Origin of the sequence: Nostoc commune NIES-4072, assembly GCF_003113895.1 — a bacterium.
Taxonomy (GTDB): Bacteria; Cyanobacteriota; Cyanobacteriia; order Cyanobacteriales; family Nostocaceae; genus Nostoc; species Nostoc commune.
In genome coordinates, this window is record NZ_BDUD01000001.1 from 1996937 (window position 1) to 2010695 (window position 13759).

Below are 13759 nucleotides of genomic sequence, written 5' to 3' on the forward strand. Positions count from 1 at the left end.
CGAGTTTGACAAACCTCTCCCTGCTTGAACTGTCGTTATCTGTCCCTCTCCGACTCGGAGAGGGGCGTTTTTGCGTAGTAAGACCTTTTTTTACTCAGATAGACTGCGTTAAGACACTTTACTCTTGCTACTTGGGAGGTTACGAAAGCGTTCCATGAAACGCCAGTCAATCCAATTTTTATAATGCCACAATAGTTTGTGAGGTGGTAAAGTCAAAGCGCCTCTGGTTGCAATTGCTCGTTCGTCTCCTGTACCAATTAAACTCAAATATTGTTTTTGTGGTCTATAGGGTTTGAGCGGCTTACCTAATAAAATTCGCTGCAAATTCTCAAATAAAGGTTTACCTTGCCTAACAGCAAATACCCCAGCTTTCGGACGCGGATGATTTACCATTGTGGCAATATCACCAGCAGCAAATACTTGCGGGTGTGTTTGAGATTGCAACGTATCTTTTACCAAAATAAAACCTTGCTCATCAGTTGCTAGTCCAGCGCTTTTTAACCATTCGGGTGCGGATGCTTGTGTTACCCAGAAAATTTTATTACACTCCACTATTAAGCCAGATTCACATTTAATCTCAAACATTTCTTTAGTTTCGCTGTATAGTGTAGGTGCAACTTTACACACAGTTTCCCCAAGATGTAGCTTAATATCTTGCGCGGTTAAAATTTGCTGAATTTGATGGCGCACTGATGAATGATAATTGGGCATCAGTTCCGTGCCACGCTGGAATAAATGAACTTCAAGATTTTGAATTGGTTGTTGAGTTTGACGTAAAATGCGATGTAAATGAGATTGCATGGACAGCGCCAATTCTACACCGCCAGCGCCACCACCCACGATCGCAATGCTAATTGGTTCTTGAGGATTTTTACCTACAGCTTCAATTAGTTCATACCAATGTTCCAATAGCTGCGATACTGGTTTAGCTGCGATCGCATATTCTGCTGCACCTGATACAGACACTGTAGCTGGAGTGCTGCCAATATCAATAGACAGCACATCAAAATCTACCACAAGTCCATTAGCACAAAGAACTTTGTGATTTTCCAAGTCTAGGGCAACTACTTTGTCAATATACAGATGTGCTTGAGCGAAGTTTGCTAAAGGTGGCAAGTCAATATGACATTCATCGTGACTATAAAATCCGGCAATATGTCCTGGTAACATTCCAGAATAGGCTGTCTTTTTAGCTGCGGTAATTAACGTCAAACGGACACCAGGTAAAGGCTTTCTCCCAAACATTTTCAGGGCAATTGCATGGCTGTGACCGCCACCAATCATCACTAAGTCTTTAACTATAGGCTGTAATTTCTGCTGCATTGAAGTAGTTAATAACAATACTATTTGAGTTGTCAGATTTTTTTGTTGCCTAGCGTATCTGGTAAAAGAAAGCTATCCTTTATAATTAGCATCAATCAAAATTATCATGCTCAGGTTAATTGATAGTGAAGAATGAAGAGTAGTGAGTACAAGTAATTTTTGAAACCTCATTTTATCACTTAGTAATGTTGACAGTAATTATTAATGCTTTTCAGGGCATAAAAAATATTTTACCGACAAATAACGGGCAGCTAGCAAAAATATATCTGAGGATACATGATTTTTATGGAAAAGTTAACCAAACTCAGCAACACTTGCCAAAAGAAAGTTTAAGAATAGCAATTGAAGAACTAGGGAAGAAGACAATAGAAACCAGTCTCGCTGTAATTAATGATTTAGAGCAAATTGCCCAAAATCATGCACAGTACCACTGGGTAATTATGGGCATTCTGACTACTTTTATCCGAGAAAATGCTCCTTATATGCCCCAAGAAAAATTAACGAGTAACCTGTCAACAAAACTTCGTGTAGATATTCAAGCAGCCCTTACCGTTATCGCTAGAAGAGATGTAAACAAAGACCCAGAAAATGAGCAACTTGATTTGAGTCACACGGATATAAGAGGAGCAAATTTAAATAGGGCGAACCTAGAACAGACAAATCTTTATCAAGCTAATCTTGCTGGAGCTAACCTCACAGAAGCTAATCTCGCGGGAGCAATTCTCAGTGCAGCTAACCTAGAAGATACTAACTTATATTTAGCTAACCTAGAAGGAGCAATCCTCAGTGCAGCTAGTCTAAAAGGAGCTAACCTCGAAGGGGCTAACCTCCATTGTGCAAGCTTGTATTTAGCTAGGCTGAATGGGGCAGTTCTTAATGATGCCATACTCGACGGGGCAAACCTTAGAGAAGCTAAATTCTCTGAATAAAACACTGGTATCGCAAGGCGGATAGCCTAATCAAAAGACCTCTCCCTGGTTTTACTACGTAAAACCGTCCCTCTCCGAGCCGGAGAGGGACAGACTTGAATTTTAAGTTAAGGCAGGGAGAGGTTCTGTCATTAACTAGTTAATTGAGTGTCTTGGCACCTATTATAATTTTCTGCTAAATGCTATACTATTTTTCCTCAACATCTAAGTAATAATTCTAGGTTGTAAGGAAAATCGTTACCATGTCTTCTAAAAAGACAGACGCTCTTTTGAATTGCTTGATAACTATAACAGTTATATTTGGCTTCTCATTGACTGTAATTTTTTTTGTTTTATCCAGTATTAAAGAATTGTCAGTTCAGGAAAAAATTCAGTATAGAAACCAAGCATTAACAACTACTGCAATAGTTTTTCTGGCATCGGCAGTTATGTTTAATACTTATTATGCAGCAAAGCGGGCCCAAGCGATGCAGCAAAATGCGATCGCATCTGAGAAAAACCTGGAAATTGGCATTCAAAATGCAAAAGTTAATCAAGACAGATTGATTTCAGAGCGCTTTATGGGAGCAATTGCCCAGCTTGGTCATGAAAAAATTGAAACCCGGACAGGCGCAATTTATGCATTAGAAAGAGTTGCTCAGGATTTTTCCAAAGAACATTGGACAATTATGGAAATTCTCACTGCCTTTGTGCGAGAGAATACACCTATCCAGCAGGTAAAGGTAGAGCAACAAAACCCAGAATATCAAGAAGCAGCTTACTCAGGTAGGCACAGAGGTGGGTTCCCTCCGACACAGCAGTTGGAGCAAAACCTTCATGAAGAATTTCCAAAAATCCGCACTGATATTCAAGCAGCTTTAACTGTCATTGGCAGACGTAATTTACTCGAAGACCCAAAAGATCAAAAACTTGATTTACGTAATATCGACATTAGAAAGGCAGACTTGCTAGGAGTTAATCTGCAACAAGCAGACTTACGTGGCTCTGACTTGAGTGGCGCTGACCTCCGGGGAGCAGACTTGAGTGAGGCTGACTTAAACGGCGCTAAACTCGTGAGGTCTAATCTCTATGAAACCAAATTACTAAAAGCTAGCCTTTGTGGAGCAAACCTCTGTTGGGCTAATCTCAACCGCGCTAATCTCAGTGGGGCAAACATGCGTTCAGCCAACCTCTCTGGAGCAAGTCTGCGTGTAGCTAATCTGCAAGGAGCAAACCTCTATAAAGCTAACTTACAACAAGCGACCTTAAAAATGACCGACCTCTCAGGGGCAAAGTTATTTTTAGCTAACTTGCAAGGAGCAAAATTGGGTAAATCCAATCTGTACATGACGGGTTTGATTGGTGCTAACCTCTCAGGGGCTAACTTAAATGGAGCCAACCTTTCTGGGGCTAATTTGAATGCAGCCAAACTCCACCAAACAGAAGTCTATTTTGCCAACCTTTCAGAAGCCAGTTTAACGGAAGCTGACCTTTATCAAGCTAACCTCATCGGAGCTAACCTGTATAGGGCGACTTTTTATCAAGCTAACCTGACTCAGGCAAACCTCATGGGAGCTAACTTTTCAGAAGCTGACCTTAGTGATGTCAAACTGGAAGGGACAATTTTAACAGGGGCGAAAAACTTAGAGTTGCAGCAGATTGAAAAAGCACTTGGCGATCGCACTACTCGTCTACCTGATTATATAGAACCACCGACAGATTGGCGACAATCAAGTTGAGTTCTCACAGCATCATTAGTTATTTGGGCGCATTCTACCAGTTTCACTTAGTGCTATAGTTTCTACCAAAAGTCTCCATAATAATTTTGGAGATGAAGAAGAAAGCTATGTCTAATAACAACACAGACATACCGAAAAATTTGTTTATAATTCTAATTTTATTTATTGCATTATTTATTCATTTAGCGAAAAACAAGAAATAGATGAAAGTACTACCGCCGTCTATCGCTTGTAGGAGAATATAGAAGAGAATAATCTTGCCTACAGTATTAATAAATCTTAAGGGAAAAACTATGCAATCAGCTTTACGTATCACAACCAAAGTTTTACCAGGAAACAAAATAGAAATTGAAATTCCAGAAGCTGAAATAGGCGATAGCGTTGATGTATTTGTGATATTACCAGAAAAAGCTGAACCAAAACATCGTTCTGTACTGGACATTATAGAAGAAAGCCGTAGGAGACACCCTTCTCGAACTGCTGAGGATATAGAAAAACAACTACAAGAAGAACGCTTATCATGGGACAGCTAATGCTTCCAACAAGTGGCTCTATTTATATAGATACTTCGGTGGCTATTTATACTATTGAAGGCAACCCTGATTATTACTCTCTTCTGAAACCACTATGGTTTAAGTTTTATGCCGGAGAAATTCAAATCATCAGCAGTGAACTAATATTAATGGAGGTTTTAGTTGTTCCATTACGTAATGGTAATAAATCTTTAGTAGCAGACTATGAAGAACTATTATTGTCATCTCAAGTGCAGTTAATTCCTATGAGTCAATTAATACTACGACAAGCTGCAAATATTCGGGCTACAAGTAACCTTAAAACACCCGATGCTATTCATGCTGCAACAGCTTTATCTGTTAATTCTAACCAATTTATTACCAACGATAAAGGCTTTCGTAATGTTCCTGGTTTACCTGTTATTACCCTCAGTGAAGTTTTAGCATCTTGAACAATGCCTACCCACTATATAATTCACGACCGCAATCAAAAATCAAAAAGTTACGGAACTGAGGCAAAAACCCTTTAAAATTCTCTTACTTTGCGCTCTTTGCGTCTTTCTCTAACTAGACGTTGCGCGAATGCAATTCGTTAAAAAAATAAATCGTCTAAAATTGCCAGACTTCACGGGAGCCGAAAATCTAGAACAACAGCAGATTGAATTGGCAAAAGGCGATCGCACAACAATCTTACCGGAAAAAAGCTTAAGTTTCACCTTCAGAACCTCAACGTTGAGGCTCACCCTAAGACTGTGGATGCTTGCCAAGAAATCTCCAATAAACCTGTCAATAGTTTTACTATTTCCTTATTTTTAATACTTTCGTTTCTATAACGAGCCTGCAAATTTTGCAGAATTTTTATTTCCTGTTGAGGGGTAAGCAGATTAGCTAATTTTATGCAAGACAACTGAAAAACTCTACGCAATTGTGCTTGTTCTTGAGAAGAAAGATTCATTGCACAGAAAGCATCTCTAAAATTTCCACCTTCTTCTAAGATACTTTCAAACTGACTTTGCTGTGTAGAAGTTAAAATTTTGTTAATTTGAAAGCGAATCTCATGGTGAAGCTGAACTAAGTGTACTTCTTGTTCTGGAAATATTTCTGTCCCTACTAGTAAAGGAAATAGATCCGCTAAAACTTTATAAGTATGAGTTTGGATATTAACTGGAGTAGTTGCAAAAGAAATAACCACTGATTTGGTCACGAGTGAGCTAAATTTAGTTTTCATTAAATATCCTTTTAGTATTTATTCTTGGCAAAACAGCCCTATATAAGCTTTTACAAAGATTCGGTTGAAGCACTCTCCCATTAGGCCAGGGCTTACGCAATCTAATGTCCATGTTGACAAGACACGATAGTTAGTTAAAGGCGTTATAGTTTGTGCTTGTATTTAGATAAATATTGAGAAAGCTATCTCTTTAAAGAAAAATAAATGTTTTTTACAACCATCACGGGTCATCGGCTGTAAACAACTTTCATGCAACTTGTGGAAAAGAAACAGGCTCAGGTAGATGAAATATCTATCTAAAGATAGTTTCATTGAAAAATATCTCTAATACAACTATCTTTAGGTACTTGACAAAAAACAAAATGCTACTTCTTTTTTTGCTGTGCTAATTGAATTTTTCTGGTTTTAACTTCTAAATGCTGGATACTTACGGTATCCCCCTTCCCTCTGTTTAGTAGAGAAAGATGATATATAGGACTTACGCAAAAATTGCTAAAAAGCTTAATTTCTCGAACCGCCAAGACGCCAAGAGCGCCGAGAATTCGTAGAGTGTGCGTAAGTCCTAATATAGAATCATTTGCTCTCTTATCGCACTGTCAATAAGAGGAAAAGAGGCAGCGAAACTCAACTTACTGGTATAACCTGAGAAATATTCCCTAAGCAGGAGATAAACAATAAGACACCTGTCCTATGCTAGTCATTGCTATGGGGATAGAAAAAGGAGATGTCTGTCAGAAAGCGGCTAGAGATTTTAGATTTAATTCGAGAGCTTCGGCAATAACTCAATTTTTCTCAGAAATAGTTTGCTGCTAGATTAAAAGTTTCATTCAAAACAGTCAATCGTTGAGAAAATGGGTATACAGTGCCTTCACGGATAGCGCTAAAACGAATAAAAGAAATGTTACGGCAGATGGGTGAACCCGGCAAAAGCCTGCTAAACCAGTATTTTCCAAAAGCAGAGTAGGGTTATGGCTCATAAAGTGAGGGCATCGGAACCTAAAAACATCTTTGCTGGCGGTAGAGAGCAACTGCTGCAATATACTCTTGCTTTACTGTGCGTTGCTTTAGGACTGGGGGCAACTCTGCTGCTCAAAACATACCTCACGCCAACGCCTGCGGCGCTGTTTTTTGCTGCGGTGATGGTGAGTGCCTGGTACGGTGGCTTGGGGCCGGGGTTACTTGCTACCGTTTTGTCTACTTTGGCAATCAATTACTTCTTTTTTAAGCCAGTTTATTCGCTAAACATTATAAATATCAACTTTTTAGTCCCGTTGCTTGTGTTCATGTTGACAGCAGGGTTAATCAGCTTGCTCAACGAATCACGCCGCACAGCCCAACGGAAAGCTGAGATCAACCTGAAGTCACTACGCGAAAGCGAGGCAAGATTTGGTCGCTTAACAGAGTCCAATATTATTGGGGTAATTGTGGCTGATCTGAACGGCTTAATCATTGAAGCCAATGATGCCTTTCTACAAATGCTTAATTATACACGCGAGGATTTGCGCTCTCGTAGAATTCGCTGGGGCGAGATTACTCCACCCGAATACATTGAAGTGAGTGAGCAAGCAATTAAAGAACTTAGAATTACTGGAAGTTGTAAGGCATTTGAGCAAGAATACATCCGCAAAGATGGCTCTCAAGTTCCCGTCTTAATTGGCTTTGCCAAGCAAGGAGATAGGACAATCATTGGTTTTGTTCTTGACTTGAGCCAACGGCAAGCTGCGCTACGCGATCGCAAACAAGCAGAAGTTTCCCAAAGCATTTTGCAAATGCTCTTAGAACACGTCCCAGAGGGAATTACGATCGCTGGTGGCCCCCCTGATTTCCCGATCATTGCCAACAGCAAACTCGCGCAAGAGCTTTTGGGCAGACCTGGTGAGTCCCTCGTTGGTATGACTTCTGGCAATTACGTTCAGTCCATCGGTCTGTTTTTAGCTGATGGTGTAACGCGCCTTACCCTAGAGCAATTGCCTTTATACCGTGCTACGCGCGACGGTGAAACAATCCGCGATGAGGAATGCATCATTGAACGTCCTGATGGAACTCGGATTACAGCGATCGCTAATGTAGTACCGATTCGGAATTCCCAAAGTCAGATTATTGGTGCAATCGATTGCTGGCGTGACATCACCAACCGCAAGCAAATGGAGGAGACACTGCGGCAACGAGAAACGGAACTGCGCTTAATTACAGATACGCTGCCAGTTTTGATTTCCTTTGTAGATTCAGAACAACGTTACCGCTTCAACAACCGAGCATATCAAGAATGGTTTGGGCATTCGACAGCAGAAGTTTATGGAAAGTATCTTTGGGAAGTTTTGGGTGAACCCGCATATCAAGTAGTTCGTCCTTATGTGGAACAAGTACTCGCAGGAGAGCAGGTCACTTTTGAAAGTCAAGTTCCTTATCAAGATGGCGGCACACGTTATATAAATGCTATTTATGTTCCCCAGTTTAATCAACAGGGAACCGTTGAAGGGTATGCGGCGTTAATCACTGACATTAGCGAACAACATGTTGCGCTACACGATCGCAATCTGGCACAAGAAACGCTACGTGATAGCGAGGAGCGATACCGAATTTTAACAGAAGTGTCGCCCCAGGCTATTTGGATGGGTGATAGTCACAATGGTATTACTTATTGCAATCAATACTGGTTTGATTACAGTGGATTGACAATGGAGCAGACGGCTGGGTATGGCTGGATTGATATCATTCACCCCAATGACCGCGATCGCGTCTTTAAAACTTCGATGCAGGCTGTTGCCAACGGTACAAACTACGAAGCAGAAATTCGCTTCCGTCGAGTTTCTGATGGTAGCTATCGTTGGCATCTTGTCCGGGGTTTGCCATTTCGAGATGCAGGCGGACAGATTATCAAGTGGGTAGGCATCGCCAGCGACATTCACGATCGCAAAGTTGCCGAAGCCGCCCTGCAACAACTCAACGAAATGCTAGAGCAACGGATTCAAGAGCGCACAGCCCAACTCGAAGCCGCCAATAAAGAACTCGAATCTTTTTCTTATTCAGTATCTCACGACTTGCGATCGCCGCTTCGCCACATCGCCGGATTTATAGAATTGCTTCAGAAGCGGCATAGTTCAACAAATATATTAGATGAAACAAGTCAGCGTTATTTAAGAATAATTGCAGAAACTAGCAAACAGGCAGGAATACTCATAGATGAGTTGCTCACATTTTCTCGCATGGGGCGCACCGAAATGCGCTACATCAATATTAATATGGAGCAACTAGTGGAAGAAATAAAACGTGATTTGCAAATTCAAACCTCAAGACGCACAATCAATTGGCACATAGAATCACTGCCAGAAGTGCAAGCTGACCCTTCCATGCTGCGGCTCGTGCTTCGCAACCTCATAGACAATGCCGTAAAATATTCCCAGACTCGAAACCCAGCAGAAATCACTGTTGGCAGTATTGACAATGAAAACGAAGTTGTCTTTTTTGTACAAGATAACGGCGTAGGCTTTAATATGCAATATGTTCACAAGCTATTCGGAGTATTTCAACGCCTGCATAGCGACCCAAAATTTGAAGGCACTGGTGTTGGATTGGCAAACGTGCAACGCATTATTCATCGGCATAATGGTCGAGTCTGGGCAGAGGCTATAGTTGACAATGGAGCCACCTTCTATTTTTCACTACCTAAGTTGCCAAAGAAGGAGGGCGAATGAAAGAACTTAAGCGAATTCTGCTAATTGAAGACAGTGCCAACGATGCAGAATTAATATTGGCCGCTTTATCAGAAAATCATCTCGCCAACGAAGTAGTGGTACTGCGTGATGGAGAGGAAGCACTAGATTATCTCTACCGTCGGGGGCTGTTTAGGTTGCGGATGGAAGGGCATCCGGTTGTGGTGCTGCTCGATTTAAAACTACCTAAAATCGATGGATTAGAAGTGCTGACAGAATTAAAATCAGACCCAATAATGCGAGTGATTCCAGTGGTAGTGCTAACTTCTTCCCGTGAGGAGCCAGACTTAGTTCGATGCTATGAGTTAGGCGTTAATGCTTATGTGGTCAAACCTCTTGATTACCATGAGTTTGCCGATGCTATCAAAGGTGTGGGACTGTTTTGGGCAGTCATTAATCAGCCCCCTGTTGGCGCTCTACCTTCAGCACCTAATCGTCAACAGGAGAAGAACTAATGAATCTACTCCGTTTCTTGCTTTTAGAAGACAGTTTGTTAGATGCAGAGCTTACCGAAGCGAAGTTAACCGAAGGCGGAATTAATTGTGAATTAATACGAGTTGAAACTGGTGCTGATTTCTTGGCTGCTTTGGAAGCAGAGACTTTCGATTTAATTCTCGCCGATTATGCCCTGCCATCTTTTGATGGAATTTCGGCTTTAGAAATTGCCCAAAATCAATGTCCAGAGATTCCTTTTATCTTTGTTTCTGCCGCGCTGGGTGAAGAATTAGCGATCGAGGCTTTGAAGAATGGTGCAACCGATTATGTATTAAAGCAACGATTAGGGCGGTTAGTTCCCTCAGTGCAACGGGCATTGCGGGAAGCTAAGGAGCGCCGGGAGCGCCAGCAAGCGGAGGAGTCGTTACAGAAGAGTGAAGCCAAGTATCGCCGAATTGTTGATACCTCCTATGAGGGAATTTGGATGATTGACTCTCAATCACGAACAGAGTTTGTAAATCAACGGCTCTGTGAGATGTTGGGCTATCCGCCAGAAGAAATGCTTGGTCGTTCTATGTTTTATTTTATCGATCGGGTTGATGGAGTAGCAGCCGAAGAGAAACTGGAGTGGCACAAGCAAGAAGGGAGTGATCTTAAAGAAGCTCGATTGCGTTGCAAAGATGGTTCGTATATTTGGACACTGATTTCTGCTAGAGCGATTTTGAATGAACAAAATGAGTTCTTAGGTGCGATCGCTATGTTAACTGATATCACTGATCGCAAGCGCACCGAATCAGAACGCGATCGCCTTTTGCAACTTGAGCAAACAGCAAGGGCCGAAGCAGAGGCTGCGAACCGAATCAAAGATGAGTTTCTAGCAGTACTTTCCCATGAATTGCGATCGCCACTGAATCCGATTATCGGCTGGACAAAACTGTTGCAGAGCCGTAAATTTGATGAGATATCACTTAAAAAAGCCCTTCAAACTATTGAGCGCAATGCCAAGTTACAAGCTGAACTAATTGAAGATTTGCTGGATGTTTCTCGCATCCTCCAAGGCAAACTCAACCTCAACATGATGCCAGTCAATCTGGCATCCACTATTGAAGCCGCAATGGAAACAGTGCGTTTAGCAGCAGAAGCAAAAACCATTCAGATTGAGACGGTGCTTGATCCGCAGGGGAAAGTTTTGGGTGATTCAGCCCGTTTACAGCAAGTCTTTTGGAACCTGTTATCGAATGCCGTCAAGTTTACAGCGACTGGTGGAAAAGTAAATGTGCTATTGGAGTGCATCGATGCTCAAGTGCAGATTACTGTCAGCGATACAGGCAAAGGTATTGATCCTGATTTTCTACCTCATGTGTTTGACTATTTCCGTCAAGGTGACGGTACAACAACTAGAAAGTTTGGTGGGCTAGGGTTAGGTTTAGCGATCGCTCGTCACTTGGTGGAAATGCACGGTGGAACGATTTGGGTCGAAAGTCTTGGCGAGGACAAAGGAGCTATCTTCACAGTTAAGTTACCACGGCTCAAGGAATCTGCAACAATCAAGGATGACATGAATAGTGATTCCTCAACTGCCGTTTTTGCCGCTTCTCCCCTCATGGGTTTACAAGTCTTGATTGTAGATGACAATGCTGATACCCGCGACTTTTTCAGCTTTGTGCTGGAACAGTTTGGAGCGATCGTCACCACAGCAGCATCAGGAGATGAAGCATTACAAGCGCTAACACAATCAAAGCCAGATATCTTACTTAGCGATATTGGAATGCCAGAGATGAACGGCTATATGCTGATCAAACAGGTGCGGACTCTAGAAGCAAAAATAGGTGAAAAACAGATTCCAGCGATCGCTCTGACTGCTTATGCAGGCGAAATCAATCAGCAGCAAGCACTAAAAGCAGGCTTTCAACAGTACATCGTTAAACCTGTAGCACCAGAGGAATTGCTCACGGCGATTTCTAATCTAGTCCAATCTACTTAGGGGTTGCTGAAAAAGTATGAAAAAGCAATCTTAAGGGTTGACTAGTTATTCAAGCAAAATCAAAGATAAGCTTTTCTTGTTTATAACTAATAAAATCATAATTTTCAGTTATACGGAACTGCAAAAAAGGTGCAGTTTTCAAAAATAGACATAAAAAAGCATAAAACACCCGCGACAGGTGAGTAGAAAGATTCATCACTAGAAAAGTAATAGCAATTGCAGTTTCAGAAGTGTGGGAAAGTTTCGCCATCACTCGATTGAGGCTAAACCTTCTTTTAGCTTGCCCAAATTTTCCTTCAATACAATTACGAATTCTCTCAGATTCTAAATCTTGTTTCTTTTTTTCTTTACTAACATTGGCTGGTGGTCTTCCCAAAGGAGGACCACTCATGATAATACCTCTTCCTTTGCACCAAGCTCTATTCTCTCTTGTGCGATAAATTTTATCTACATGAACCGATTCTGGATAATAGCCAGTATAGTTTTTATATGCTTCTACTTGTGATTTTAAGTCTCCTGATTCATTAAAATTATCCCAACTAATATGGTCTAAAAATACATACCCATCAAAATAACTAGCTGATAATTTTGCCCCAAATTCCACGGCTTTCCCAGCTTTTCCACGGACAATTGGGCGGATATGTGGTTGGCTTAAACTAACGATTCGGTCATCAATACTCTGTTTTTTATTTTCATACAACCATAGTTGTTGACGATAAACTTCTACAACTACAAGCAACATTTTATATTGTTTAGTACTTAGTTTTTCTAGAGTTGCTCCCGATCTGATTAGCTGGTCAATATGAGATAAGTTTCTTTTGATATATTGAAGCTGCTTTTTAATCGCTTTTTTCCTATCTTTTTGGGATACACGACGTTTTTTAGCGACTTCTAAGTAGTTTTTTCTCGCTATTTCCCGATAAGTCCTTGGTTTTTTCTCTAATGTACCTTTTATCTGTTCATAAAGAAGGTCTATTATTCGTTCTGTCTGTTTTCTTGCTTGATTTAATAGCTCGAAATCTGTTGGATAGCTGATGTCTGCTGGCGCACAAGTCGCATCTAATATTAATTTTCCCCGATTTTTCGGCGTGTTATCTTCTTTTTCTAATTCTTCTATTTTTTTTTGAGTTGATTCAGTTGATTCAGTTGATTCAGTTGCTAAAGTCGAAGATGTTGTCTCTAGCATCCTTTTAACAGTTTCTTGATTTACTTTGTTTACTAAGTCTGCACTAATTCTTTCACGAAAATGGACTAGCATAGATGGATCAAATGGAGCTTCATTAATATAAGATGATATTCCTATGAAGTACTGTAGATAAGGGTTTTCTTTAATTTGTTCTACTGTTTCTCTGTCGCTTATTCCTAGTTTTTCTTTGATTATTAATGCGCCTAATGCCACCCGAAATGATTTTGCTGGCGCTCCCATCTCTGCCGAAAAAAATGAAGAATATTCCTCTTCAAATTCCGCCCACGGTATTAAATCAGCCATAATTACCCAACGATTATCTTCTGATAATTTTCCTTCAAACGGAAGTTCAAAGTTTTCTGGTGGGATTGTAGTTTGCTCCTGCTTTCGGTACATGGTTACTAATGACACACTTTAGTCCTGCTAGTCACGGTGATGCAAGGATTTTGGGTTATTTTACCCTCAACTCTTGCACCTGAATATCTTTCTTTGGTCTGATAATCTAGAGACTGTAACCTTTTCTTTTTTTTCAGCAACCCCTACTTAGGTGTTTGCGCTCAACCTGAGTAATTAGATGAACCTCATTAATGTTAAATTTTTTAAAATATTGTTCATAGGTAATACAAACGTTTCAATTGCGTGGAATAGCTTCGCTTCAGGCACAACCATCTTATGTCTCTACCACTATCCAGCGCACTTCAGAGGATGTTTGAAAAATAACTTATCGAAGA

The 13759-nt window shown here is 40.8% G+C and carries 10 protein-coding genes; 7 read left to right on the forward strand and 3 right to left on the reverse strand.

The features are described 5' to 3' along the window. Nucleotides 1-108: 108 nt before the first annotated feature. Nucleotides 109-1323 (reverse strand): FAD-dependent oxidoreductase, encoded by a 1215-nt coding sequence (locus tag CDC33_RS08995; RefSeq protein ID WP_109008196.1) that lies wholly within the window; start codon nucleotides 1321-1323, stop codon nucleotides 109-111. 185 nt (nucleotides 1324-1508) lie between these two features. Here CDC33_RS08995 and CDC33_RS09000 point away from each other — a divergent pair, with 185 nt between their 5' ends. The 4 genes from CDC33_RS09000 to CDC33_RS09015 all read left to right on the forward strand — a co-directional run bounded on the left by CDC33_RS09000 (nucleotide 1509) and on the right by CDC33_RS09015 (nucleotide 4934). Further along, nucleotides 1509-2252 carry a pentapeptide repeat-containing protein gene (locus CDC33_RS09000; RefSeq protein ID WP_109008197.1) on the forward strand — a complete coding sequence of 248 codons (744 nt, stop codon included), beginning with the start codon at nucleotides 1509-1511 and terminating at the stop codon, nucleotides 2250-2252. A gap of 242 nt (nucleotides 2253-2494) precedes the next feature. Further along, on the forward strand, nucleotides 2495-3970 hold the full coding sequence (locus tag CDC33_RS09005) for a pentapeptide repeat-containing protein (protein ID WP_109008198.1): 1476 nt from the start codon (nucleotides 2495-2497) through the stop codon (nucleotides 3968-3970). A 293-nt stretch (nucleotides 3971-4263) separates the two neighbouring features. Next, the gene (locus CDC33_RS09010) at nucleotides 4264-4503 is read left to right on the forward strand and encodes a hypothetical protein (RefSeq protein ID WP_109008199.1); all 240 of its coding nucleotides are present in this window, start codon (nucleotides 4264-4266) and stop codon (nucleotides 4501-4503) included. Next, entirely contained in the window at nucleotides 4503-4934 is a 432-nt protein-coding gene (locus tag CDC33_RS09015) for a type II toxin-antitoxin system VapC family toxin (protein WP_244919179.1), read from the forward strand. Before CDC33_RS09010 ends, CDC33_RS09015 begins: the two co-directional genes overlap by 1 nt. 287 nt (nucleotides 4935-5221) lie before the next feature. Here CDC33_RS09015 and CDC33_RS09020 read toward each other — a convergent pair whose 3' ends face one another. Beyond that, a complete protein-coding gene (locus tag CDC33_RS09020) occupies nucleotides 5222-5710 on the reverse strand; it encodes a hypothetical protein (protein ID WP_109008201.1) in 489 nt (162 codons plus the stop codon). 968 nt (nucleotides 5711-6678) lie between these two features. Between CDC33_RS09020 and CDC33_RS09030 the strand changes: the two genes are divergently transcribed. From CDC33_RS09030 to CDC33_RS09040, 3 genes are read left to right on the forward strand one after another with little or no spacing between them, the layout of a single operon-like run. After that, nucleotides 6679-9405, forward strand: a complete 2727-nt coding sequence (locus CDC33_RS09030; RefSeq protein ID WP_109008202.1) for a PAS domain S-box protein — start codon at nucleotides 6679-6681, stop codon at nucleotides 9403-9405. Next, a complete protein-coding gene (locus CDC33_RS09035; protein ID WP_109008203.1) occupies nucleotides 9402-9878 on the forward strand; it encodes a response regulator in 477 nt (158 codons plus the stop codon). The genes CDC33_RS09030 and CDC33_RS09035 overlap by 4 nt, the downstream gene beginning before the upstream one ends. Continuing rightward, nucleotides 9878-11842 carry a hybrid sensor histidine kinase/response regulator gene (locus CDC33_RS09040; RefSeq protein ID WP_109008204.1) on the forward strand — a complete coding sequence of 655 codons (1965 nt, stop codon included), beginning with the start codon at nucleotides 9878-9880 and terminating at the stop codon, nucleotides 11840-11842. Before CDC33_RS09035 ends, CDC33_RS09040 begins: the two co-directional genes overlap by 1 nt. Before the next feature lie 49 nt (nucleotides 11843-11891). Here CDC33_RS09040 and CDC33_RS09045 read toward each other — a convergent pair whose 3' ends face one another. Beyond that, nucleotides 11892-13424, reverse strand: a complete 1533-nt coding sequence (locus CDC33_RS09045; RefSeq protein ID WP_109007337.1) for an IS5 family transposase — start codon at nucleotides 13422-13424, stop codon at nucleotides 11892-11894. Nucleotides 13425-13759 lie beyond the last annotated feature (335 nt).

Bases quoted from the DNA above. Each gene is read 5' to 3' on its own strand.
- CDC33_RS08995 (WP_109008196.1), bottom strand. From the start codon at position 1,323: ATGCAGCAGAAATTACAGCCTATAGTTAAAGACTTAGTGATGATTGGT.
- CDC33_RS09000 (WP_109008197.1), top strand. From the start codon at position 1,509: ATGTTGACAGTAATTATTAATGCTTTTCAGGGCATAAAAAATATTTTA.
- CDC33_RS09005 (WP_109008198.1), top strand. From the start codon at position 2,495: ATGTCTTCTAAAAAGACAGACGCTCTTTTGAATTGCTTGATAACTATA.
- CDC33_RS09010 (WP_109008199.1), top strand. From the start codon at position 4,264: ATGCAATCAGCTTTACGTATCACAACCAAAGTTTTACCAGGAAACAAA.
- CDC33_RS09015 (WP_244919179.1), top strand. From the start codon at position 4,503: ATGCTTCCAACAAGTGGCTCTATTTATATAGATACTTCGGTGGCTATT.
- CDC33_RS09020 (WP_109008201.1), bottom strand. From the start codon at position 5,710: ATGAAAACTAAATTTAGCTCACTCGTGACCAAATCAGTGGTTATTTCT.
- CDC33_RS09030 (WP_109008202.1), top strand. From the start codon at position 6,679: ATGGCTCATAAAGTGAGGGCATCGGAACCTAAAAACATCTTTGCTGGC.
- CDC33_RS09035 (WP_109008203.1), top strand. From the start codon at position 9,402: ATGAAAGAACTTAAGCGAATTCTGCTAATTGAAGACAGTGCCAACGAT.
- CDC33_RS09040 (WP_109008204.1), top strand. From the start codon at position 9,878: ATGAATCTACTCCGTTTCTTGCTTTTAGAAGACAGTTTGTTAGATGCA.
- CDC33_RS09045 (WP_109007337.1), bottom strand. From the start codon at position 13,424: ATGTACCGAAAGCAGGAGCAAACTACAATCCCACCAGAAAACTTTGAA.